Source organism: Aeromonas sp. QDB62, from assembly GCF_027705695.1.
In the GTDB taxonomy this organism is placed as follows: domain Bacteria; phylum Pseudomonadota; class Gammaproteobacteria; order Enterobacterales; family Aeromonadaceae; genus Aeromonas; species Aeromonas allosaccharophila.
Genome location: NZ_JAPDCD010000043.1, coordinates 15,200 through 37,994, shown reverse-complemented (window position 1 = coordinate 37,994; position 22,795 = coordinate 15,200). Strand labels below are relative to the sequence as shown.

The 22,795-nt window shown below is 59.0% G+C and carries 18 protein-coding genes; 4 read left to right on the top strand and 14 right to left on the bottom strand.

Annotation, left to right across the window (positions count from 1 at the left end; all coding sequences use genetic code 11):
- Window positions 1-61 precede the first annotated feature (61 nt).
- The 12 genes from cobB to OKC27_RS18480 all read right to left on the bottom strand — a co-directional run bounded on the left by cobB (window position 62) and on the right by OKC27_RS18480 (window position 14,809).
- Entirely contained in the window at window positions 62-835 is a 774-nt protein-coding gene (gene cobB / locus OKC27_RS18535) for a Sir2 family NAD+-dependent deacetylase (protein ID WP_270806577.1), read from the bottom strand.
- 60 nt (window positions 836-895) lie between these two features.
- The gene (locus OKC27_RS18530; protein ID WP_270694124.1) at window positions 896-1,537 is read right to left on the bottom strand and encodes a GNAT family N-acetyltransferase; all 642 of its coding nucleotides are present in this window, start codon (window positions 1,535-1,537) and stop codon (window positions 896-898) included.
- A 3-nt stretch (window positions 1,538-1,540) separates the two neighbouring features.
- Window positions 1,541-2,785 carry a response regulator gene (locus OKC27_RS18525; protein ID WP_270694125.1) on the bottom strand — a complete coding sequence of 415 codons (1,245 nt, stop codon included), beginning with the start codon at window positions 2,783-2,785 and terminating at the stop codon, window positions 1,541-1,543.
- The gene (locus OKC27_RS18520; RefSeq protein WP_270694127.1) at window positions 2,772-6,773 is read right to left on the bottom strand and encodes a response regulator; all 4,002 of its coding nucleotides are present in this window, start codon (window positions 6,771-6,773) and stop codon (window positions 2,772-2,774) included. Before OKC27_RS18520 ends, OKC27_RS18525 begins: the two co-directional genes overlap by 14 nt.
- Before the next feature lie 15 nt (window positions 6,774-6,788).
- Window positions 6,789-7,085 carry an integration host factor subunit alpha gene (gene ihfA / locus OKC27_RS18515; protein WP_005300715.1) on the bottom strand — a complete coding sequence of 99 codons (297 nt, stop codon included), beginning with the start codon at window positions 7,083-7,085 and terminating at the stop codon, window positions 6,789-6,791.
- A gap of 3 nt (window positions 7,086-7,088) precedes the next feature.
- Window positions 7,089-9,476 carry a phenylalanine--tRNA ligase subunit beta gene (gene pheT / locus OKC27_RS18510; protein ID WP_270694129.1) on the bottom strand — a complete coding sequence of 796 codons (2,388 nt, stop codon included), beginning with the start codon at window positions 9,474-9,476 and terminating at the stop codon, window positions 7,089-7,091.
- Window positions 9,477-9,488: 12 nt separating this feature from the next.
- A complete protein-coding gene (pheS, locus tag OKC27_RS18505) occupies window positions 9,489-10,472 on the bottom strand; it encodes a phenylalanine--tRNA ligase subunit alpha (protein WP_005351972.1) in 984 nt (327 codons plus the stop codon).
- 379 nt (window positions 10,473-10,851) lie between these two features.
- A complete protein-coding gene (gene rplT, locus OKC27_RS18500; protein ID WP_005336687.1) occupies window positions 10,852-11,208 on the bottom strand; it encodes a 50S ribosomal protein L20 in 357 nt (118 codons plus the stop codon).
- Window positions 11,209-11,223: 15 nt separating this feature from the next.
- Window positions 11,224-11,421, bottom strand: coding sequence for a 50S ribosomal protein L35 (gene rpmI / locus OKC27_RS18495; RefSeq protein ID WP_005336688.1), 198 nt, complete (start codon window positions 11,419-11,421; stop codon window positions 11,224-11,226).
- An 86-nt stretch (window positions 11,422-11,507) separates the two neighbouring features.
- Window positions 11,508-12,038 (bottom strand): translation initiation factor IF-3, encoded by a 531-nt coding sequence (infC, locus tag OKC27_RS18490; RefSeq protein WP_205422431.1) that lies wholly within the window; start codon window positions 12,036-12,038, stop codon window positions 11,508-11,510.
- Between the two features lie 21 nt (window positions 12,039-12,059).
- Window positions 12,060-13,988, bottom strand: a complete 1,929-nt coding sequence (gene thrS / locus OKC27_RS18485; protein ID WP_111808229.1) for a threonine--tRNA ligase — start codon at window positions 13,986-13,988, stop codon at window positions 12,060-12,062.
- Between the two features lie 233 nt (window positions 13,989-14,221).
- A complete protein-coding gene (locus OKC27_RS18480; RefSeq protein WP_234601374.1) occupies window positions 14,222-14,809 on the bottom strand; it encodes a tetratricopeptide repeat protein in 588 nt (195 codons plus the stop codon).
- 173 nt (window positions 14,810-14,982) lie between these two features.
- Between OKC27_RS18480 and OKC27_RS18475 the strand changes: the two genes are divergently transcribed.
- A complete protein-coding gene (locus tag OKC27_RS18475) occupies window positions 14,983-16,038 on the top strand; it encodes a PA0069 family radical SAM protein (protein WP_270806576.1) in 1,056 nt (351 codons plus the stop codon).
- A gap of 171 nt (window positions 16,039-16,209) precedes the next feature.
- Here the strand turns inward: OKC27_RS18475 and OKC27_RS18470 are convergent, their stop codons facing one another.
- Window positions 16,210-16,365 carry a hypothetical protein gene (locus OKC27_RS18470; RefSeq protein WP_162851499.1) on the bottom strand — a complete coding sequence of 52 codons (156 nt, stop codon included), beginning with the start codon at window positions 16,363-16,365 and terminating at the stop codon, window positions 16,210-16,212.
- A gap of 261 nt (window positions 16,366-16,626) precedes the next feature.
- On the opposite strand from OKC27_RS18470, the gene OKC27_RS18465 reads away from it, so the two are divergent.
- On the top strand, window positions 16,627-18,024 hold the full coding sequence (locus OKC27_RS18465; protein WP_270806575.1) for an alpha-amylase family protein: 1,398 nt from the start codon (window positions 16,627-16,629) through the stop codon (window positions 18,022-18,024).
- A gap of 120 nt (window positions 18,025-18,144) precedes the next feature.
- Here the strand turns inward: OKC27_RS18465 and gyrA are convergent, their stop codons facing one another.
- Window positions 18,145-20,892, bottom strand: a complete 2,748-nt coding sequence (gene gyrA, locus OKC27_RS18460) for a DNA topoisomerase (ATP-hydrolyzing) subunit A (RefSeq protein WP_270806574.1) — start codon at window positions 20,890-20,892, stop codon at window positions 18,145-18,147.
- A 198-nt stretch (window positions 20,893-21,090) separates the two neighbouring features.
- On the opposite strand from gyrA, the gene ubiG reads away from it, so the two are divergent.
- A complete protein-coding gene (gene ubiG / locus OKC27_RS18455; protein WP_058052608.1) occupies window positions 21,091-21,807 on the top strand; it encodes a bifunctional 2-polyprenyl-6-hydroxyphenol methylase/3-demethylubiquinol 3-O-methyltransferase UbiG in 717 nt (238 codons plus the stop codon).
- Window positions 21,807-22,502: an HAD family hydrolase gene (locus OKC27_RS18450; RefSeq protein ID WP_270806573.1), complete on the top strand. Its 696-nt coding sequence runs from the start codon at window positions 21,807-21,809 to the stop codon at window positions 22,500-22,502. Before ubiG ends, OKC27_RS18450 begins: the two co-directional genes overlap by 1 nt.
- Window positions 22,503-22,795: the final 293 nt, after the last annotated feature.

Genomic DNA, 22,795 nt, shown 5'->3' with positions numbered 1-22,795 from the left:
CACCACACAACAAAAAGGCGACTCCCCGAGTCGCCTTTTGCTTTTCCACTATTCCGGATGGCTAGCGTTCACGCATCTCCATCCAGTTGTGCCCCTCGACCTGCCGGGGCTGATGGATGCCGCACGCCTCCAGCAACTCATCGACATAGGCGGGCACCAGCAGAGAGGCGGGGCCATAGCGCTTCTCGTCAAACTGGCTACCCACCTCGCTCGGCTCAAGATTGAGCTCGATGGTGTGCGCACCGTTGAGGCCCGCCTCATGGACAAACCCGGCGGCCGGATAGACAGCCCCCGAGGTGCCGATGGAGATAAAGAGATCGCACTGGGCCAGCGCGCTGTAGATCCGATCCAGCCCGAGCGGCATCTCGCCAAACCAGACCACATTGGGGCGCATCGGCTGGGGAAACTGGCAGCAGGAGCAGAGCTCGTCCTGATGGAGATCGCCGCGCCACTCGATCACCTGACCGGACTCGGGGCAGCGGGCCTTGAGCAGCTCGCCGTGCATATGAATGAGGTTCTTGCTGCCCGCGCTCTCGTGCAGATTGTCGATGTTCTGGGTCACCAGGGTGACCGTGCCGGGCAGCAGCCGCTCGAGGCGGGCCAGCGCATAGTGTGCCGGATTGGGGTGAACCTGGGGCTGTTGCAGCTGTTTGCGGCGAGAGTTGTAAAAGCGCAGCACCAGATCGGGATCCCGAGCATACCCCTCGGGGGTCGCTACATCCTCGACCCTGTGCTCTTCCCACAAACCGTCGCAGGCACGAAAGGTCTTGATGCCGGATTCCGCCGATATCCCCGCACCGGTCAGGATCACGATATGTTTATATGACTGCGCCATAAGCTGCTCCGTCTATCCCCGCACAATAAATGTGACCTTAGCACAGGGAAAAAAGTGTCACTATTCGCCCTTGGTCTTAAGCGGCGCCGCTGACGGCACTGACAACCAGCCATCCAGTACCGACAGATCCAGCCTGACAAAGACCATCTCCCGCCCGGTCACCAGGGTCAGCGGCAAGCCAAGGCGCTTGAGCAGAGTCAGCATGGGACGATTCTGGGCCAGCACTTCCGCCGTCCACTCGCGGATCCCGTCCGCCCTGGCCAGCAACGCCAGCGCCAGCAGAATGCGCCGCCCCGCCCCCTTGTGCTGAAAGTGATCCGCCACGATGCAGGAAAACTCCGCCCGATCGGGATGAAGACGGCGGCGGATCGATTGCGCCTGCGCCAGTGGCTCACCGGCGAGATCGGTGAGCAGCAGCGAGATCTGATGTTCGGGATGGTAATTGAGAAATTGCGCGACCTGTTCCGGTAGCGGCGTCCGTTTCGGGCGCATAAAGCGCAGATAGATGCTCTCTTCACTCAGTGCATCGTAAGCGGCCAGCATGCGGGCAGGCGCCACACCATGCAGCTCGCGCAGCAGGCAAGGTACCTCAGCAACATTCATCGCCAGTGGCAGCGCGGCCCGAGATTCTGGATGGGGCCAGCCCTCCAGCCCTTTGCCAAGGCGCTCCCGATGCATGGGCCAGCAGAGGTAGCGCGCCATGGCTTACCAGCGCCCCGTCATACCGCGCTCTCGCCACAGGTCGACATCGAGCAGGTTGTAAGGGTCATCCAGATAGACGGCGATCCCCAGCTCCTTGACCCGGGCCATAAAGCGTCCCAGCAGGGCGTCACCGGTCAGGGACTCCATCTCCGGCAGGATCCCCTGCCCCAGCAGCAAGGCTTGCAGCGGCAGACGCTCCAGCAGATCGAATGGCAGATGCTGGCTGTTGTCGAGCAGCAGCGCCAGCTTGCTCCCCGCCAGACTGGCTTGCAGCACCAATGCGAAGCGATCGGCATTGCCGAGCAGGTGATCACGCCGGTGGATCAGCAAGGTCAATTCGGATGGCGCACGCGACTGCTCCGCCAGCCACTCCTTGAGGGCATCCCAGCGGCTGGGCAAGCCCGTCACCGCCAGCCAGACCGGATGTGGAGTCGCGGGGCTGGAGAGCAGACCAAGCTGGCCTTGCACCTCCCCCTGCCAGCTACGAATCGTGCGGCGCTGGCCACTCAAGCGCTGCTGACGCAACGGCCCCAGATAGAGTCGGCGCAGCAACCTGAGCAACGCATCGCAGTCGAGGGGCTTGGCAAGCGCAGCCAGAATATTGAAACCGGCATCGTGCAGCAGGCGACGGGCACCGTCGATCAGCGTCTGCTCATGGGCGGAGAGCAGCACGATGGGCAACCCCTCTTGCTGCAACCTGGGCTGACTCATCAGCAGACTGATGGCATCCTGCTCCACCAGACTGAGATCGCACACCAGCAGGCGAGTATCGCCCGCCGCCAATGCGGCAAGACAGGCAGCCTCATCCTGTACCCACTGGCAAGATAGCCCCAGCGCGGCGATGGTTTGCTGCAGTTGCATCCCCTGAAACGGGTGATCCTCGAGCAGCACTATCTTGTTGGCCGCCAGCCAGCAGCACCAGTCACGGTAACTGGCCGCGAGCCCTCCCAACCAATCCTCGCCGATGGCATAAATGCCCTGATGCGACTGCATTTGGGGAAAATAGTCTGCCTGCTGATGAGCGGCGGGATCGTAAAGTGCGATGGCGCCGGCCGCAAACAACCCTTCCCACTGCCAGCAGGCATCCGGTTGGGTGCGGTGCAACGTCACATAGGAGGGTAGTGTCGTGGCGCTGGCCAGTGCATGAGAGACGCCATCAAGGGCATAGAGCACGATGGGGCAAAATCCTGCCGCCTCGTGCTCTTCTGCATCGAGCAACGCCAGTAATTCTTCATCAGTGATGATCATCTTGAGCCCTCTTTGAAAACTGCTGGCTGAACTCATCCAATGCCCGGTTCAATCTGGCTTGCAGCGCCGGATGGGGCGCTGCAAGCCACTCTTCAATGACCGCCACCAACGCAGTCGCCCCTACCATTCTGGCGGCCCCCTTCAACTTGTGTAAAGCAGCATTCACGCCAACTGCATCTTCTTCTGCGCAACAGCGATCAAGTTCGGCCAAATCATCACGGGTCGCCTTCAGATACAGGGCGGCCAGTTCATCGGTCAGCAGCGAGACAACCGGTGTCGGGGCGACGGCATTGCTCCCTGCTCTGGCAATATGACGCAGCAAAGTCGCCAGCTCCTTGAGGGCGACCGGCTTGTCCAGATGACCATCGCAACCACAGGATTGCAGCTCATTGGCAGCCTGTTCGCTGAGATCCGCGGTGATCACATAAACCGGCAGACGGGCCCAACGGTCAGATTGGCGCAACGCTCTGCACAGCTCGGCCCCGTTCATCACCGGCATCTGCAGATCGGTCAGCACAAAGTCCACCTCGTGCTGCGCCAGCAGATCCAGCGCCAACTGCCCGTTGGCGGCAGTGATAACGCTGGCACCGAGTTGCCCCAGTTGCAGGCTGATCAGCTCGCGATTGACATCGTGATCTTCCACCAACAGGACCCGCATGCCTAGCCCGGGCTGGGTACCGGCGACCGGCTGTTCAGGGGTTAATCGCGGTTGCAGCAGGGTAATGATGGTGCCGGGTACCCAGGACTCCCCCTGCCAGGCCCAATAGTAGAGCCCCTGTTCGTCCACCTCTGCTTGCAGCGTATCCACGGCGTTGCTGGCGGTGGCGATCCCCAACCGGCTGAGCCAGGGCGAAAGGGCCTCTGCCTCATCGTGAGGTAAAGAGAGCGCCAGCTGCCGCACCCTGGGCTGCCACTCCGGCTCCTGCGCCACCCGTTTGAGGGGTAACTCGCAGAAGAAGCGGCTGCCGCCACCGACGCGCCCCTCGACATCGATAAGGCCGCCCATCTGCTCGATCAGCTGCTTGCAGATCGCCAGACCAAGGCCGGTGCCTGGTGCCCGCAGCTGTCCTTCAACGGCAAACTGCTCGAACGGCATAAAAAGCGTGGGGCGCATCCTGGCGGTGATCCCCGGTCCCTGATCATCGACCCCGAAGCGCAGGGTCGCGTCTGCCAGCTCGGCCCACAGCACCACCTCCCCACGCTGGCTGAACTTGATGGCATTGGAGAGCAGATTGTGAAGCACTTGCCGTACCCGGTGAGGGTCGAGGGTCTGCAAGGCAGGCAGCGCCGGATCCAGCTGCAAGCGCAGTTGCAATCCCTTGGCCCGCGCCTTGGTCCAGTGCACCGCCGCCACGTGCTCGCACAGCTCGGCAAAATCGGTAGGCTGGGGCGAGAGGGAGAGTTGACGGCTTTCATTGCGGCTAAAATCGAGCACATCGTTGAGCAGGCCGAGCAACTCGTCCCCCGCCTGCCGTACCCGTGCCAGTGCAGACCCTTGTTCCTGTGACAACGGCGTCGTGGCCAACCACTCAAGCAGGCCGAGAATGGCATTCATCGGCGTGCGGATCTCGTGACTGATGGCGGCCAGAAAACGGCCCTTGGCCTGCACCGCCTGCTGCGCCTGCTCATGAGATTGTTGCAGTGCCTGATCCTGCTCGACCCGGGCGGTGGCATCCTGCATCACCGCATAGATCCGCCACCCCTGCGGCTGACTGCGGCCACGGCCATAGAGCTGCAACCAGCGCACGCCCTTGGTGGGATGGTGGTAACGCAGGGTGAACGCGAAGGGTTTGCCTGCCTGCAACATGGCGAACATCTCGCGCCGCACCCGGCTGCGATCCTCGCGCTCCAGCATAGCGAGCACCCGTTTCGGCTCACGGCGGATCTGCTGGCTCGCCAGCCCCAGCAGCTCGTAACAGCCGCGGCTGATAAAATCGATGGCCCCCACCCGCCCCCGCTCGAACATAAACTGCAGCACCACGCCGGGCACGGTATTGGTCAGGGCGCGCAGACGGCGCTCTGCCTGACGCAGGAAACGGGCCTGCTCACGCAGCACGCTGATATCCGACAGGGCGATGAGATCGGTGGCGGGCGCCTGCTTGTCCAGCCGCAGTGGATGCTGGGCATAGGCGAAGACCTGCTCCCCCAGCACCAACTCCCCTTCACTCTTCTGGGGCTGTACCGGCGGCAACATCAGCTGCTGCGAGTAGCGCAGGGCCAGACGTCGCCCCTGCTTGTTGGATTTGATCACCTTGCCCTCACTGTTGCGCAGATAGACGGGCACCGGCAGCGCCTGAAACATGGTTTCCCGCAACTCGCTCTCGATGGCCAGCGCCTTCTCGGCGGCGTGACGCTGGGCTACCTCCCGAGCCAGTTGCTGGCGAGAGCGCCAGATCCCGCCGATGACGATACCGCTGATCAGCAGTGCCATGGCGATGGATCCAAACCAGGCGGCATAGCTCACGCCGGGCTGCTGCACGACGAGCAAGCGGCGCCAACGCTGGTTCAGCTCATCGATCTGGGTGCTGGTCAGGGCCATCAGGTTGCGATCCATCACCCCGGCCAGCTCGGTTTGGTCTTTGTTGATGGCAAAACCCAGGCCGAAACGATCCTCCAGCTCCTCGATATCGAGACCTTCCAGCAGATTGGTGCGCTGGGGATATTGCAGCTGATAAAGCTCGCTCAGCATGGCGTCAGCCTTGCCCTGTTTGATCGCCGCCAGCCCCTGCTCGAGGCTGTCGGTGCGAAGCCACTCCTGATCACCGAGCAGGGCGAGCAGGGAGGGATCGTAGAGGGACTCCGGCACCAGAATGCGCTGGCGCTTGAGCTGGGTGATGTGATCGGCAACCACCTTGCGCTTGCTGATCAAGGCAAACCGGTTGATGGAGATCGTCCGGCTAAAGATGAATTCGTCCGTCAGTGCCGGGGATTCCGGCAAACCGGCCATCATATCCGCCTCACCGCGGCGCAGCTTTTCTATCGCCTCGGCCTTGCTGGCGGCAGCCACCAACTGGTATTTCAGGCCGGTCTCCTGGGTGACCCAGCGCAGCACATCCGCACTCCACCCTTTCGCCTCCCCCAGCTCATTGACGCCGCTATAGGGCATCAACTCGGGATTGACCACCAGACGGACGGTGCGCCCCCGGCCAGAGAGCCAGGCCTGTTCGGTATCGCTGAAGTGCAACTGGTTGACATAGAGCGATCCCTGATCGAGATAGCGACCCAGATCGGCATAGAGGCTGCCGGCAGGCATGTAGCGGATAGCGGTATCGATCAGGCGAGCCAGCTCCGGTTCGCCACGCATCATCAAGCGATAACTGACCACCCGCTCATCCCCCAGCAACCGGCGCAGTCGCAAGCCATCGGCGGGAAATTCGCGCATCAGATAACGCAATTGCAGGTAGTCACCCAGATAGGCATTCCCTTTGCCGCTCTCCAGCGCCGAATAGAGATCTTCCCCCTTCGGCAGTTGCCTGATCACCGCATTCGGGTAGAGCGCCCTGAGCATCCTGCCGGAGCTAGTAGCAGCCGGAACCAGAAAGGTCGCATGTTCGAGATCACCACGGTAGAGAATGGCGGCATCCGTCTCCATCATCGCCCGGCTGACCAGCATATCGGGCAACACGGTCGAGATCGGACCGACATGAGGGACTATGTCGCAGTGGCCTCGCAGCAGCGCATCGCGCACCGCTTGCCAGTCGGGCAGTTCGTGTACCTTGAGCGGGACTGGCAGCACGGCGGCCAGCTTGGCGATCCGATCCTTGAGCAGACCTCCCCCCGCTAACAAATAAGGGGGCGGAAGGGTGGCGGGATAACAGATCTCCAGCTGGGTGATGGAGTCGACATAGGCCTGGGTCGCCGGTGCCAGCGGCAGCACTGTGGTCTGCAATCTCGTGGACTGCGGCGGCTTGGCTTGCAACGGCATGACCAGCACTGTGGTCAGAAGCAGAAGGGGAATTTTTGTCATCTGAAAACAAAAGCCAGGCATCTGCCTGGCTTTTTATCACTCGTTGGGTTCAACATTTTCTACCCTGGCCTTGAGCTTCTGGCCAGGCCGGAAGGTCACCACGCGACGGGCGCTGATAGGAATATCCTCGCCCGTCTTGGGGTTACGTCCGGGACGCTGATTCTTCTCACGAAGGTCAAAGTTACCGAAGCCTGAAATCTTGACTTGTTCACCACGCTCTAGCGCCTGTCGGATTTCCTCAAAGAAGGCTTCCACCATATCTTTGGCTTCACGCTTGCTCATCCCGAGTTGGGTGAACAGGTGCTCTGCAATGTCGGCTTTGGTAAGCGCCATAGATCAATCCCTCAAGGATGCATTCAACTCTTCACCGAGGGCCCGCACGACATTGTCTACGGTCTCGGCAATCTCTTTCTCCTCCAGGGTGCGCTGGGTATCTTGCAATACAAGACTGATGGCCAGGCTCTTCTTGTCCTCTGCCATACCAGCACCCTGGTATACGTCAAACAAGTTTATTCCAACTACCTGATTTCCGCCAACTTTTTTAATTACCGCAAGCACATCACCTGCCAGAACCTGACGATCGACCACGACGGCGATGTCGCGACGGTTCGCCGGGAACTTGGAAACTTCGGCAGCCACCGGCACCTTGGCCGGGGTCAGCTTGTCCAGCTCCAGTTCAAACATCGCCGCGCGGCTCTTGAGGCCCAGCTTCTTCTCGAGGCTCGGGTGGATCACGCCGATGTGGCCGATCACCTCGCCATTACGCAGGATCGCTGCGCTCTGGCCCGGGTGCAGGGCGCTGTGCTCGGTACGCTCGAAGGTAAAGGTGGCCCCTTCGGCGGTCAAGTCCAACACTGCTTCCAGATCCCCTTTCAAATCAAAGAAGTCGGCTGCGCGGGTTTTGATGTCCCAGTGCTCGTCGCTCTGGTTGCCAGTGATGATACCGGCCAGCATCGGCTCCTGACGGATGCCGTTCTCGGCGCTTTCTTCCTTGATGAAACGCAGACCCTGCTCGAACAGACGCACGCGCGGCTGCTGACGATTCTGGTTATAAACCACCGCCTGTACCAGACCCGGGAACAGAGAGACGCGCATGGCGGACATCTCGACCGAGATCGGGTTCGGCAGCACGATGGCATCGCTCTGCGGGAACAGGGTTTGCTGGGTCTTGGGATCGACGAAGCTGTAGGTGATCGCTTCCTGGAAACCGCGGTCAACCAGCAGGTCACGCACGCGCTTCAGGGTCACCTGCCCTTCTGCCTGCTCAACCATCGCCAGAGAGGCGGCGGGTTTCAGGTTCGGGATGTTGTTGTAGCCGTAGATGCGGGCCACTTCCTCGATGAGGTCTTCCTCGATGGCGATATCGAAACGCCAGGAGGGCGCGAGCGCAGTCCAACCGTCAGCATCCACAGTGACCAGCATGCCGAGGCGAGTCAGGATCTCGACCACCTGAGCATCAGCCACGCTGATACCGATCACCTTGTCGAGCTTGCTACGACGCAAGCGGATGGGTGCCGCTTTCGGCAGATGGGCATCGGATTTGACCTCGATGACCGGACCGGCTTCGCCGCCACAGATATCCAGCAGCAAACGGGTGGCACGATCCATCACCTTGGCTTGCAGCTCGGGATCGACCCCGCGCTCGAAGCGGTGGGAGGAGTCGGTGTGCAGACCGTAGGCGCGGGCACGACCGGTGATGGAGAGCGGTGCGAAGAAGGCGCACTCCAGCAGGATGTCGGTAGTGGTCTCGGAAACACCGGTGCGATTGCCACCGAAGATACCGGCCATGCAGGCAGGGCCTTTGGTATCGGCAATCACCAAAGTAGTCTCTTTGAGCTTCACTTCGTTGCCGTCGAGCAGGATCATCGGCTCATCAGCGTGGGCACGACGCACCACCAGTTCCCCTTCCAGGGTAGCCAGATCGAAGGCGTGCATCGGCTGGCCATATTCCAGCAGCAGGTAGTTGGTGATATCGACAATGGCGTCGATGGAACGAATGCCGCCACGACGCAGCTTCTCTTGCATCCAGAGCGGGCTCTGTGCCTGCAGGTTCAGCCCCTTGATGACGCGACCCAGATAACGGGGGCAATCGGCGGTTGCTTCAACCCGGATCGGGAAAGTTGCATCAATTGTGGCAACAGCTGGCGCCCAGGTCGGCTCGACCACGTCCACGCTGTTGAGCACGCCAATCTCACGGGCGAGACCGGCGATACCGAGGCAATCGGCACGGTTCGGGGTCAAATCCACGTCGATGCTGACATCGTTGAGCGCGAGGTATTCGCGAATATCGGTACCGATGGGGGCATCGGCCGGCAGCTCGATGATGCCATCGGCTTCGACGTCGATACCCAGCTCACTGAAAGAGCAGAGCATGCCGTGGGACGGCTGGCCGCGCAGTTTGGCTTTCTTGATAGTGAAATCACCCGGCAGGGTCGCCCCTACTTTGGCCACGCACACTTTCAAGCCCTGACGGCAGTTCGGCGCACCGCAGACGATGTCCAGCAGCTCGGCCTCGCCTACGTTGACCTTGGTCACCCGCAACTTGTCGGCGTCAGGATGCTGGGCGCACTCGACCACTTCACCCACCACCACATTGTTGAACTGGCCAGCCACCGCTTCCACGGCGTCCACTTCCAGACCGGCCATGGTGATCTGCTCGGCCAGTGCATTGTCACTCAACTCGGTGCGGACCCACTCCATCACCCAGGATTTACTGAATTTCATGTTCTCTCGCCCTTACTTGAACTGCTTGAGGAAGCGCAGGTCGTTTTCGAAGAAGGCACGCAGGTCGTTGACCCCGTAACGCAGCATGGTCAGGCGCTCAACGCCCATGCCGAAGGCAAAGCCGGAGTATTTTTCCGGATCGATACCAACCGAACGCAGTACGTTCGGGTGCACCATGCCGCAGCCCAACACTTCCAGCCACTTGCCGTTCTTGCCCATCACGTCTACTTCGGCACTCGGCTCGGTGAACGGGAAATAGGAAGGACGGAAGCGAATGGTCAGGTCTTCCTCGAAGTAGTTGCGCAGGAAGTCGTGCAGAATGCCCTTCAGCTCGGTAAAGCTGGCATGCTCGTCAACCAGCAGACCTTCAACCTGATGGAACATCGGGGTGTGGGTCATGTCGTAGTCGTTACGATAGACGCGGCCCGGTGCAATGATGCGGATCGGCGGCTGTTGCTGCTGCATGGTGCGGATCTGCACACCGGAGGTGTGGGTACGCAGCATCAGATCAGGATTGAAGTAGAAGGTATCGTGATCGGTACGCGCCGGGTGGTGAGCCGGAATATTCAGCGCATCGAAGTTGTGGAAGCCATCTTCAATCTCGGGACCACGGGCCACCTTGAAGCCCATCTCACCAAACAGGCGCTCGATGCGTTCGATGGTGCGGGTTACCGGGTGCAGACCGCCATTCTCAATGCGGCGGCCCGGCAGGCTGACGTCGATGGTCTCGGCGGCCAGCTTCTGGTTCAGCACAGCGACTTCGAGCGCTTCACGACGCTCGTTCAGGGCATCCTGAACCTGCTGTTTGGCCTGGTTGATCACGGCGCCCGCGGCGGGACGCTCTTCGGCAGACAAGGCACCCAGGCCCTTCATCTGCTCGGTAAAAAAGCCCTTTTTACCCAGATATTTGACCCGGATTTCGTCGAGGGTAGCGATATCGCTCACGCCCTCAATTTCGGCTCTGGCTTGGCCGACTACTTCTTCAAGCTGTTGCATGTCTTCCTCGTCACCACTCCCGGTACAGGAGCCTTTAGGCTAAATAAGGTCAAGAGGGGAATAATACAAAAAAAGCCCCTTCGCTGACCATAGTTAAGGTGGGCTTTTCTCCCTACAAATCATTTTGTTATATCAAGCGAGTCTCATCGGCTCACAGCCACTCTTGAAATAGTGGAACAAGCATCTAGTTTGTTGGCATATGAACCATTTGTAGAACAAGTCATCTCGCACATATCACCTTGTGTGGAGAAATCTGTAGCGCGTGTAAAACAGTGGACAGAACGTGGGCGGGAGAAAGGAAAAAGTGATGTAAAACCGTGAATGACAGATACAAAAAAGGAGGCCTGAGCCTCCTTTTAGCGTTTATAACAGGACTGGATTAAACCAGAGCTGCTTTAGCTTTTTCAACCAGGGCGGTGAAAGCCATTTTGTCGTGAACGGCGATATCGGACAGGATCTTGCGATCGATCTCGATAGAAGCCTTCTTCAGACCGTTGATCAGACGGCTGTAGGACAGACCGTTCTGACGGGCTGCAGCGTTGATACGCGCAATCCACAGCTGACGGAACTGACGCTTTTTCTGGCGACGGTCACGGTAGGCATACTGACCAGCTTTGGTTACCGCTTGTACCGCTACGCGGTAAACACGGGAACGGGCGCCGTAGTAACCTTTGGCGGCTTTCATTACTTTCTTGTGACGAGCTCGAGCAGTCACACCACGTTTAACTCTTGGCATTTTTCACATCCCCCCTTATGCGTACGGCAGACAAGCGACAACACGTTTGTGGTCGGCAGCAGAAACCATGAATTTCGGTCCCAGCTGACGCTTACGCTTGCTGCTCTTCTTGGTCAGGATGTGACGCAGGTGGTTGTGCTTGCACTTGAAGCGACCCGAGCCAGTCTTTTTGAAGCGCTTTGCAGCACCTCGGTTGGTTTTCATCTTCGGCATTTCATACTCCGCATTGTGAGTGACAACAAAATCGCAAGGCGAACCGACTCATGGGGCGAGCCCCATGAGTCAATTTCTTGTGGGCCTTAAGATTTCTTCTTAGGTGCGAGGACCATCACAGCTTGACGGCCTTCGACTTTCGGGAACGACTCGACTACGGCCAACTCTTCCAGATCGTTCTTGACGCGCTCCAGAACCTTGATACCAAGATCCTGGTGGGCCATTTCACGACCACGGAAGCGCAGGGTGACCTTAGCCTTGTCCCCGTCTTCCAGAAAGCGAACCAGGTTGCGTAGTTTTACCTGATAGTCGCCTTCGTCAGTGCCAGGACGGAATTTGATTTCCTTGACCTGGACGACTTTCTGCTTTTTCTTCTGTTCTTTGGTTGTTTTGCTCTTTTCGTAGAGGAATTTGCCGTAATCCATGATCCGGCAAACGGGCGGCTCAGCATTTGGACTGATCTCGACCAGATCAACTCCGGCCTCTGCGGCCAAGTTCAGAGCATCCTGAATGGTGGTGATGCCGATGGCTTCACCATCCAGACCAGTCAGACGAACTTCTTTCAGACGGATCTCTTCATTGATCCGGTGAGCGCGGGCTTGCGGTTGCTTGCCCAGTTTTTTTCCGCCTTTTATAGCTTATTCCTCCACTTTCTTTTGTCCGCGGGTCTGAACTTCCTGGGTCAACAGAGCGATGAACTCTTCAACAGGATAAGTGCCCAAGTCAGCCCCTTTACGAGTCCGTACTGCAATCTTACCGGCTTCAACTTCTTTATCGCCGCAGACCAGCATGAAAGGTACTCGTTTCAAAGTATGCTCGCGGATTTTAAAGCCAATCTTCTCATTTCTCAAGTCCGCTTTTGCGCGAATGCCCGCATCATTCAATGCTTTGGCTACTTTCACCGCATAATCGGCCTGATTATCCGTGATATTCATGACCACAGCCTGAGTCGGCGCCAACCAGGTCGGGAACAGACCGGCGTACTCTTCTGTCAGAATACCGATGAAACGTTCGATAGAACCCAGGATGGCCCGGTGGATCATCACAGGGACATGACGCTCGTTGTTTTCACCCACGTAAGTGGCACCCAAGCGACCAGGCAGGGCAAAGTCGAGCTGCACGGTACCACATTGCCACGCACGATCAAGGCAATCGTGCAGGGTAAATTCAATCTTGGGACCGTAGAACGCCCCCTCACCCGGCTGCAGATCGTACTTCAGACCGTTGAGCTCCAGCGCTTCGGCCAGTGCTTTCTCGGCGCGATCCCACATTTCGTCGGAGCCGATACGCTGCTCGGGACGAGTGGAGAGCTTGACCACGATGTTCTCGAAGCCAAAGGTACCGTAAACGTCATAGACCATACGAATACAGCCAGAGACCTCTTCCATGATCTGCTCTTCGGTACAGAAGATGTGGGCATCATCCTGAGTGAAGCCGCGCACTCGCATCAGACCGTGCAGGGAACCGGACGGCTCGTTGCGGTGGCAGGAGCCAAACTCGGCCATACGCAGCGGCAGATCGCGGTAGGACTTCAAACCCTGGTTGAAGATCTGGACGTGACCCGGGCAGTTCATCGGCTTGATGGCGTACTCGCGGTTCTCGGACTGGGTGGTGAACATGGCCTGGGCGTATTTTTCCCAGTGACCTGAACGCTCCCACAGCACGCGATCCATCATGAACGGACCTTTCACTTCCTGATAGTCGTACTCTTTGAGCTTGCCGCGGATAAAGGTTTCCAGCTCACGGAAGATAGTCCAGCCATCGTTGTGCCAGAACACCATACCGGGCGCTTCTTCTTGCATGTGATACAGGTCGAGCTGCTTGCCGATCTTGCGGTGGTCGCGCTTGGCGGCCTCTTCCAGACGCTGCAGATAGGCCTTGAGCTGCTTCTTGTCAGCCCAGGCGGTACCGTAAATACGCTGCAGCATCTTGTTGTTGGAGTCGCCACGCCAGTAGGCGCCGGACATCTTCAGCAACTTGAAGTGGTGGCAGTGACGCATGTTGGGCACGTGCGGGCCGCGACACATGTCGATGTACTCTTCGTGATGATAGAGACCTGGCTGGTCATCACGGGCAATGTTCTGATCCAGGATTTCGACTTTGTAAGACTCGCCGCGCGCCTCGAATACATCGCGCGCTTCTTGCCAGGAGACTTTCTTCTTGATGACGTCGTAATCCTTGGCTACCAGCGCCAGCATGCGCTCTTCCAGGGCAGCCAGATCTTCATCGGTCAGGGTGCGGTCAAGATCAACGTCGTAGTAAAAACCGTTGTCAATGACAGGACCGATGGCCATCTTGGTCTGGGGCCAGAGTTGCTTGATAGCGTGACCCAGCAAGTGGGCGCAGGAGTGGCGCAGGATGTCCAGACCTTCTTCGTCTTTGGCGGTGATGATGGCCAGCGCAGCATCGGCTTCGATCAGCTCGCACGCATCCACCAGTTCACCGTTTACCCGACCGGCAATGCACGCCTTGGCGAGACCGGGACCGATGTCCGCGGCCACATCCATGACGGAAACAGAGTGGGCAAATTGACGTTGGCTGCCGTCAGGCAGAGTAATGATTGGCATTATGTGTTTCCTTATACAGTGGTGACCCCTACCAAAGGTCACATGCGGGATGGAAAATAAATTCGAAATGGGTGATGTTCTGGTTCTCCACAGCACTTTGCGAAGACGGCCTGACACGTAAACCGCATGTCTAACGTGACAAACCAAGCCAAAACGGCCCCATGCTACCAGAACTCAGGCGTGCTGTATCGGATTTGCAGATATTTTCTACAGCCAAATGAGTCGCTTGCCGACTATTCGCCAAGCAGGGATTGCCAGTTGAAGTCAAAGCCACTGCTGCCCTCCTCGGCCAGCGCCAGCTCCTGCAGCACCTGAAGCGCCAGCTTGTTGCCCTTTTGCGCCGCCTGATAGAGCCACTGTTTCGCCTGAGGCAGATCGACCCTGCCGCTGACCCCCATCAGATGAAGTACGCCGACTTTCAGCATGGCCGGGACATCGCCATTACGTGCCGCAAGATCCATCCAGTGAAATGCTTGGCGCAGATCCCGCTTCACACCGGCGCCGCGCAGATAGGCATCCGCCAGCCGATATTGGCCGAAGGGATCCCCCGCCTGCGCCGACTGGCGATAGAGGCTGATGGCCTGATGGATATCCTGCTCGCTCCCCTGCCCCACCTCATGACTCCAGCCCATCAGGGCTTGTGCCCGGGGTTGGCCTTGATTGGCCAGTGGCGACCAGATCCGGGTTGCCTCATCGAAGTGACCGGTACGCCAGGCACGGTTGGCTGCAGCCATCTCCTGCTCGGTAGAGAGCGGGAGCAGACGCCAGATAACCAGGGCAAGCAGGCCGATAAATAGCCAACGGGAAGTGGTGGGGCTCATGATAATTTCCGTGATCCAGTTCTCATTTCGTCTATGTAAACGAAATGTAGCGTCTCGATCAAGCAAGAGATCCCTGCGACAACCCTTTTTGCACCCGGTCGCTCAGCAATAGTTGTCATTTATCCGGGGTGCCTGCAAAATAACTGTATGCATAACCAGTATCGGTGCGCACCATGGCAGGACGAGGCAGCCCCCACAATATCGATCACCGTTTTAGCGGTCCCCTTGTCGAAGCGGTCGACGATGGCTGGCAATCGTCCAATTGGGATGCCGCCTTCACCCCCTCTGTGCCTGGCACCGAGGTACGGGAGATCGATGCACGCAGCATCATCAGCTACAACAGCTCGCCGGATGTGCCCTTTGGTCGCTCCATCAACCCCTATCAGGGGTGTGAACATGGCTGTATCTACTGCTATGCCAGACCCAGTCACGCCTATCTGGAGCTCTCCCCCGGCCTCGATTTCGAGAGCAAGCTGTTTGCCAAACGCAATGCAGCCGATCTGCTGCGTCGGGAGTTTGCCAAACCGGCCTATCAACCACAGACCATCGTCATTGGCGCCAATACCGACCCCTACCAACCCATCGAGCAGCGCTATCGCCTCACCCGGCAGTTGCTGGAAGTGATGTTGGCCCATCGCCATCCGGTCGGCCTCATAACCAAGAGCGCCATGATCTTGCGTGACCTCGATCTGTTGACCGAGCTGGCCAGAGAGGGATTGTGTCAGGTGATGGTGTCGGTGACGACCTTGAACGAAACCCTGCGGCGACAGCTGGAGCCCCGCGCCAGCACGGGCGCAGGGCGCTTGAAAGTGATCGAAAAGCTGGCCAACGCTGGCGTGCAGGTAGGGGTACTGGCCGCCCCCATGATCCCGCGGCTCAATGAGCCGGAGCTGGAGCAGATCATCAAATCGGCCGCCGAGGCGGGCGCCAGCTGCGCCGATTACATCCTATTGCGGCTGCCCCACGAGCTGGCACCGCTATTTGGTGACTGGCTCGATACCCACTATCTGGGCCAGAAGGAGGCTATTTTGAATCAACTGAGGGCCAGCCGCGGTGGCGGGCTCAACAGTACCGCCTTCGGCACCCGCATGCGCGGCGAGGGACATTTTGCCGATCTGCTGGCCCAGCGCTTTCGCCTCATCAGCAAGCGCCTTGGGCTTGGCAAACGCCATATTCAGCTCAGGCTGGATGGGTTTATCCGCCCCGGGGAGCAGCTGTCGCTCTTCTAATCCCCCTGCTCACGCCCTTCACACATCAGGCGCACAGCCCTTGCCTGCCAAGAGGTCGAGAGGAAGACCTGCCGCGACACATCCTGTAGGAACCCCGCTTTTCCGAATTTTCCAACGGATTAGCTATGTCACGACATGATCGCGCCATCCGGTAAAGACAGGGCAAGCGCCTTAGCCTGCTCGCTGATCCCGACCCTGTTGCACCATTTCAACCGGCAGTCGCGAGGGTTCATGGGCCACTTCGTGCTCATCCTCTCCATACTGCGGCACCTCTGACGCTCCCCATACCCGGCTCCACCAAATTTCCCACGTGATCCAACTGGTCATATGCAGCTCCTGACGGTGAAGGTGATGGCAACGGCGCACCACTCGCCCGGCAGGATAGCGGCTGGGAATGACAGGGAAATGACAAAAAAATCACTTGAAAAAAGCAACGGGCCATGGCGTGGAAAAACCGAAACAGCTCACATATTCGGCGAAATCACCCTGAAAGCGGTCACAAATCTGCAGGTTATGGATTGCAGCCCACCTTGTTCCCGCCAAAGCTGGCTTGCCCATTCAGGCATATATAAAAACAGGGACACAATAATGAAACACACAGCGGGAATATGGGCGATCGCAGGCATGCTGATCGCTCCCTTGGCGCACGCCGACGTCATACTGCACGCCTTCAACTGGAAGTACAGTGAAGTGACGGCCAAAGCCGACCTTATCAAGTCGGCCGGTTACAAACAGGTACTCATCTCACCGCCCCTGAAGTCCTCGGGCAACGAGTGGTGGGCACGCTATCAACCGCAGGATCTGCGCCTTGTCGACTCCCCCCTTGGCAACAAGCAGGAGCTCGAGCAACTGCTCGCCGCCATGAAGGCTCGGGGCATAGCCGTCTATGCCGATGTGGTGCTCAACCACATGGCCAACGAGAGCTGGAAGCGCCAGGACCTCAACTACCCCGGTAGCGAACTGCTTGGTCAGTACGCCGCCAACCCAACCTATTTCGAGCGCCAGAAGCTGTTTGGCGATCTGGGACAAAACCTGCTGGCCGCCGCCGATTTTCATCCTGAAGGCTGCATCAGCGACTGGAGCGATCCGGGCCATGTCCAGTATTGGCGCTTGTGTGGCGGCGCGGGTGACAAGGGGCTGCCGGATCTTGATCCCAACAACTGGGTGGTGAGCCAGCAGCAGGCCTATCTCAAGGCGCTCAAGGGGATGGGGATCAAGGGCTTTCGGGTCGATGCGGTCAAACACATGAGCGATTACCAGATCAATGCCGTGTTCACCCCCGAGATCAAACAGGGGATGCATGTGTTTGGCGAGGTGATCACCACAGGGGGCGCCGGCAGCACCGATTACGAGCGCTTCCTCAAACCCTACCTCGACAACAGCGGTCAGGGTGCCTATGACTTTCCGCTGTTTGCCTCCCTGCGCGGGGCGTTCAGTTACGGTGGCAGCATGAACCTGCTGGCGGATCCGGGTGCCTATGGTCAGGCCCTGCCGGGTAGCCGCGCCGTCACCTTTGCCGTGACCCACGACATCCCCACCAACGACGGTTTCCGCTATCAGGTCTTAAGCCAGACAGACGAGAAGCTGGCCTATGCCTACCTGCTCGGGCGCGATGGTGGCTCACCGCTGGTCTATTCGGATCACGGCGAGACCCAGGCCAAGGACGGCCTGCGCTGGCAGGATTACTACCTGCGCGCCGATCTCAAGGGAATGATCCGCTTTCACAATGCGGTGCAGGGTCAGCCGATGCAGTTGGTCGGCAGCGGCGACTGCTTCGTGCTGTTCAAACGGGGCAAGCAGGGGCTGGTCGGTATCAACAAGTGCGACGACGAGCAGGAGTACTGGCTCGATACCGCCAAGTTCGAGATGAACTGGTATCGCAACTATCTGGACGTGCTCGACCAAGGCGCCGCGGTCAACGTGCAGAGCCAGTGGGTACGGGTCGCCATTCCCGCCCGCAGCGCCAGAATGTGGCTGCAGGAGTGATCAGGCCAACACCCTGCCCTACTTTCATCTGGCAGTCATAAAAAGGCAGACAAATAAAAAGAGCGACCACCAGGGTCGCTCTTTTTGATCAGAGAAGTTGCTCAGGTAAACTGAAGACGATTACTCGTCGCCCGCTTCCCCTGCATCGACCGCATCAGTGCCGGTCGCGGTATCGGTACCTTCAGATACCTCACCGTCAACGGCCAGAGCGTCGTTCTCGTCTTCGTCGCTCTCGGCGATGCGCTGCAGGCCAACCACGGTCTCGTCTTCACCGGTACGGATCAGACGGACACCGCCGGTGTTACGGCCAATGACGCTCACCTCGGCAACACGGGTACGCACCAGAGTGCCGCCGTTGGTGATCAGCATGATCTGGTCGGTATCTTCGACCTGGATCGCATCGATCACCTTGCCATTGCGCTCATCCACCTTGATGGAGATAACGCCCTGGGTACCACGGCTCTTGGTCGGGTACTCGTCGAGTGCGGTACGTTTGCCGTAACCGTTCTCGGTCGCAGTGAGGATAGCTCCAACTCCGCGCGGAACGATGAGGGAAACCACCTTGTCACCGGCGCCCAGCTTGATGCCGCGCACACCGGCTGCGGTACGACCCATCGGGCGTACGCCCTTGAAGGTGCCCTTGCTTTCGGTACCTTCGCCGTTGTCGCTGCCATCATCGTCATTGCCGGCATCGTCGTCGGTTTCAACGTCATCGCTGACATCGGCATCAGCGCGACCGCTGCCTTCCGCGAAGCGAACGACCTTGCCCGCATCGGAGAAGAGCATGATCTCGTTGCTGCCATCGGTGATATCCACCCCGATCAGCTCATCACCCTCTTTGAGGTTGATGGCACGAATACCGGAGGAGAGCGGACGACTGAAGTCAGAGAGGCTGGTCTTCTTCACGGTACCGTTGGCGGTGGCGAAGAACACATACTTCTCGGCATCATATTCCTTCACCGGCAGGATGGCGGTGATACGCTCACCCTCTTCCAGCGGCAGCAGGTTGATGATCGGACGACCACGGGCGCCACGGGACGCTTCCGGCAGCTGGTAAACCTTGAGCCAGTAGACCTTGCCGCGGGTGGAGAAGCACAGAATGGTGTCGTGGGTGTTGGCCACCAGCAGACGTTCCACAAAGTCCTCTTCCTTGATCCGGGTGGCCGACTTGCCACGACCACCGCGGCGCTGGGCCTCGTAGTCGGAGAGCGGCTGATACTTCACATAGCCCTGGTGAGACAGGGTAACCACCACGTCTTCCGGGGTGATCAGATCTTCGATGTTGATCTCGGCACTGGACATGCTGATCTCGGTGCGACGCTCGTCGCCATACTGCTCGCGCACGGCCAGCAGCTCATCGCGGATCACTTCCATCAGACGAGTCGGGCTCGCCAGGATGTGCAGCAGCTCGGCGATCAGATCCAGCAGAGATTGGTACTCTTCCAGGATCTTCTCGTGCTCGAGGCCGGTCAGCTTGTGCAGACGCAGGTCAAGGATGGCCTGGGCTTGCTGTTCGGTCAGGAAGTATTGACCTTCACGAATGCCAAACTCCGGCTCCAGCCACTCTGGCCGCGCCGCGTCGTCGCCCGCTTTCTCCAGCATGGACGCCACGTTGCCGAGTTCCCAGCCCTTGGCAACCAGGCCCGCTTTTGCATCGGCCGGCGTCGCGCTGTGACGAATAAGCTCGATGATGGGATCGATGTTGGCCAGCGCAACCGCCAGACCTTCAAGGATATGGGCCCGATCCCGCGCCTTGCGCAGTTCGAACACGGTCCGGCGAGTCACCACTTCACGGCGGTGCAGCAGGAACGCATCCAGGATCTCTTTAAGGTTCATCACCTTGGGCTGGTTGTTATCGAGCGCCACCATGTTGATGCCGAACGTGGTTTGCAGCTGGGTGTGCTTGTAGAGATTGTTCAGCACAATCTCGCCAGACTCGCCACGTTTGATCTCGATAACAATGCGCATGCCGTCTTTATCAGACTCATCGCGCAGGGCACTGATGCCCTCAATTTTCTTCTCTTTGACCAGCTCGGCGATCTTTTCGATCAACCGCGCCTTGTTCACCTGATAAGGCAGCTCGTGAACGATGATGGTCTCGCGACTGGTCTTGTCGTCCACTTCCACTTCGGCCTTGGCGCGCACATAGACGGAACCACGACCGGTGCGGTAAGCCTGCACGATGCCGGAACGACCGTTGATGATGCCGCCGGTGGGGAAATCAGGCCCGGTGATATAGGTCATCAACTCATCGATGGTGAGGTCGCCATTCTCAATCAACGCCAGACAGCCATTGACTATCTCGGTGAGGTTGTGAGGCGGAATGTTGGTCGCCATGCCCACCGCAATACCGGAGGAGCCGTTGATCAACAGGTTGGGAACCTTGGTGGGCATGACAGCCGGGATCATCTCGGTGCCGTCATAGTTCGGCACCCAGTCCACGGTCTCTTTGTCCAGATCAGCCAGCAACTCGTGGGAGATGCGGGCCATCCGCACTTCGGTATAACGCATGGCCGCGGCGCTGTCGCCGTCGACTGAACCGAAGTTGCCCTGACCATCGACCAGCATGTAACGCATGGAGAAATCCTGCGCCATCCGGACAATGGTGTCATACACAGCGATATCGCCGTGCGGGTGATATTTACCGATTACGTCACCGACCACACGGGCCGATTTTTTATAGGGCTTGTTCCAGTCGTTCCCCAACTCGTTCATTGCAAACAGAACGCGGCGGTGAACCGGTTTCAAGCCATCACGCACATCCGGCAGAGCTCGTCCTACGATCACGCTCATGGCGTAATCAAGATAGGAACTCTTGAGCTCTTCTTCGATGTTGACCGGCGTGATCTCTCTGGCCAGATCGCTCATAGAAAGCCTTATCCCTAATTAGTTGTTCTTTGGCTTAAACAGCGCGACATGGTAACACACTGAGCCAAATACCTTAAGCCACAAATCGGGTATCAGATCGGGCTGGTGTGACAAAGTCCGTCCGTTATAATGCCCGCCAGGACAATAGATTGCGCCCATGACTCACAACCGGGCGCCCGGCCACAGGATCTTCGAAAAATGCACAGTGACGCCAATGTCGATCTGACAGAAATCGCCAAGTTTGACGCCATCGCCTCCCGCTGGTGGGACATGGAAGGTGAATTCAAACCCCTGCATCAAATCAATCCGGTACGCCTTGACTGGATCACCGACAAAAGTGGCGGTCTGTTTGGCAAGCGCATGCTCGATATCGGGTGTGGTGGTGGCATCCTCTCCGAGAGCATGGCGCGCCGTGGCGCCAAGGTAACCGGCATCGACATGGGCAAGGAGCCGCTAGGGGTCGCCCGCCTGCACGCGCTGGAGCAGGGTGTCGAGCTCGAATATCGCCAGATCACCGCCGAAGCTCATGCCTTGGAGGCCGCCGGCCAGTATGACGTGGTCACCTGCATGGAGATGCTGGAGCATGTGCCGGACCCGGCCTCCGTGCTGCGCGCCATCGCAACCCTGGTTCGCCCGGGTGGCCGGGTGTTTGTCTCCACCATCAACCGCAACCCGAAGGCCTATCTGATGATGATCCTCGGGGCCGAGTATCTGATGAAAATGGTGCCCAAGGGGACCCACGACCACAAAAAGTTCATCACCCCGGCCGAACTGTGCCGCATGGGTGAAGCGGCTGGCCTGCTGGTGCGGGACATGAGCGGCGTCCACTACGCCCCCCTCACCAACCAGTTCAAGCTCGGCAAGAATGTTGACGTCAACTATATGGTGGAGTTTGTCCGCCCGGAGCACGGTTGATGAGCGCCTCTCACCCTGTGCCTCTGCGCTGCGTGCTGTTCGATCTGGACGGTACCCTGCTCGACACGGCCCCGGATCTGGGCGCCGCCGTCAACCATGTGCTGATAAGCGAAGGCTTTGCGCCGCTCTCTGACGACATTATTCGTCAGACCACCTCCCACGGAGCGCTCGGGCTGCTCAAGGCAGGCCTCGGCGACGAACTGCTTGAGGAGTTGGGTGCCACCCGTCTGCGCAATGCCCTGCTCGACTACTACGCGGCCAATCTCTGCATCGGTACCCGCCCCTATGAAGGGATGGTGGATCTCATCGAGTGGCTGGATGAAAAAGCGCTGCCCTGGGGCATCGTCACCAACAAGCCGGCCTTTCTCACCGAGCCGCTGCTGGCGGCCCTGCCACAGCTTGCCAGCTGCGGCGTCACCGTCAGCGCCGACACCCTGCCGGTACGCAAACCCGACCCCGCCCCTATGTATTTTGCCTGCGAGAAGCTGGGGGTCGAGGCGGCTCACTGCCTCTATGTGGGGGATCATGTGCGGGACATCGAAGCGGGCCGCAATGCGGGCATGCGTACGGCCGTTGCCGGCTGGGGCTATCTGAGCGATAACGAGGATCCTGCCGCGTGGGGCGCCGATCTGCACTTCGATACCGTGCAGGCTCTGCACCACTGGCTGCGCTACGAGCTGACGGCCAAGGTGTGACGCGCAGCCTGACCGTGTAACGTGCAATAACGGGGCGGAGAGAGATTCCCCGCCCCCTTGAATCTCTTCCTTTACGCTCCCGCAACCTGCGCCGCCATCACGCCTCTATTCATGGATAATAAAGACAGCTTACCGCCTATTGGATACCCATTTGACAAGCAACCTGTCGTAACTGTCAGGCCACAAACCGCCATCGTCTGATGTAAAGCCCTTGGCCCGCTGACCGCGCGGCTGCGACAACTGGACAGCTTTTGACCCTTGTTGCATAAGGGATAATCAGCCTCCGTTTGCTA

What these genes read in the sequence shown, in the direction of transcription:
- pheT (WP_270694129.1), bottom strand. Translation starts at nt 9,476, where the DNA reads ATGAAATTCAGTAAATCCTGGGTGATGGAGTGGGTCCGCACCGAGTTG.
- OKC27_RS18480 (WP_234601374.1), bottom strand. Translation starts at nt 14,809, where the DNA reads ATGAGCCCCACCACTTCCCGTTGGCTATTTATCGGCCTGCTTGCCCTG.
- OKC27_RS18470 (WP_162851499.1), bottom strand. Translation starts at nt 16,365, where the DNA reads ATGACCAGTTGGATCACGTGGGAAATTTGGTGGAGCCGGGTATGGGGA.
- thrS (WP_111808229.1), bottom strand. Translation starts at nt 13,988, where the DNA reads ATGCCAATCATTACTCTGCCTGACGGCAGCCAACGTCAATTTGCCCAC.
- rplT (WP_005336687.1), bottom strand. Translation starts at nt 11,208, where the DNA reads ATGCCAAGAGTTAAACGTGGTGTGACTGCTCGAGCTCGTCACAAGAAA.
- OKC27_RS18525 (WP_270694125.1), bottom strand. Translation starts at nt 2,785, where the DNA reads ATGATCATCACTGATGAAGAATTACTGGCGTTGCTCGATGCAGAAGAG.
- OKC27_RS18530 (WP_270694124.1), bottom strand. Translation starts at nt 1,537, where the DNA reads ATGGCGCGCTACCTCTGCTGGCCCATGCATCGGGAGCGCCTTGGCAAA.
- gyrA (WP_270806574.1), bottom strand. Translation starts at nt 20,892, where the DNA reads ATGAGCGATCTGGCCAGAGAGATCACGCCGGTCAACATCGAAGAAGAG.
- cobB (WP_270806577.1), bottom strand. Translation starts at nt 835, where the DNA reads ATGGCGCAGTCATATAAACATATCGTGATCCTGACCGGTGCGGGGATA.
- OKC27_RS18520 (WP_270694127.1), bottom strand. Translation starts at nt 6,773, where the DNA reads ATGCCTGGCTTTTGTTTTCAGATGACAAAAATTCCCCTTCTGCTTCTG.
- OKC27_RS18450 (WP_270806573.1), top strand. Translation starts at nt 21,807, where the DNA reads ATGAGCGCCTCTCACCCTGTGCCTCTGCGCTGCGTGCTGTTCGATCTG.
- OKC27_RS18475 (WP_270806576.1), top strand. Translation starts at nt 14,983, where the DNA reads ATGGCAGGACGAGGCAGCCCCCACAATATCGATCACCGTTTTAGCGGT.
- ubiG (WP_058052608.1), top strand. Translation starts at nt 21,091, where the DNA reads ATGCACAGTGACGCCAATGTCGATCTGACAGAAATCGCCAAGTTTGAC.
- OKC27_RS18465 (WP_270806575.1), top strand. Translation starts at nt 16,627, where the DNA reads ATGAAACACACAGCGGGAATATGGGCGATCGCAGGCATGCTGATCGCT.
- rpmI (WP_005336688.1), bottom strand. Translation starts at nt 11,421, where the DNA reads ATGCCGAAGATGAAAACCAACCGAGGTGCTGCAAAGCGCTTCAAAAAG.
- ihfA (WP_005300715.1), bottom strand. Translation starts at nt 7,085, where the DNA reads ATGGCGCTTACCAAAGCCGACATTGCAGAGCACCTGTTCACCCAACTC.
- pheS (WP_005351972.1), bottom strand. Translation starts at nt 10,472, where the DNA reads ATGCAACAGCTTGAAGAAGTAGTCGGCCAAGCCAGAGCCGAAATTGAG.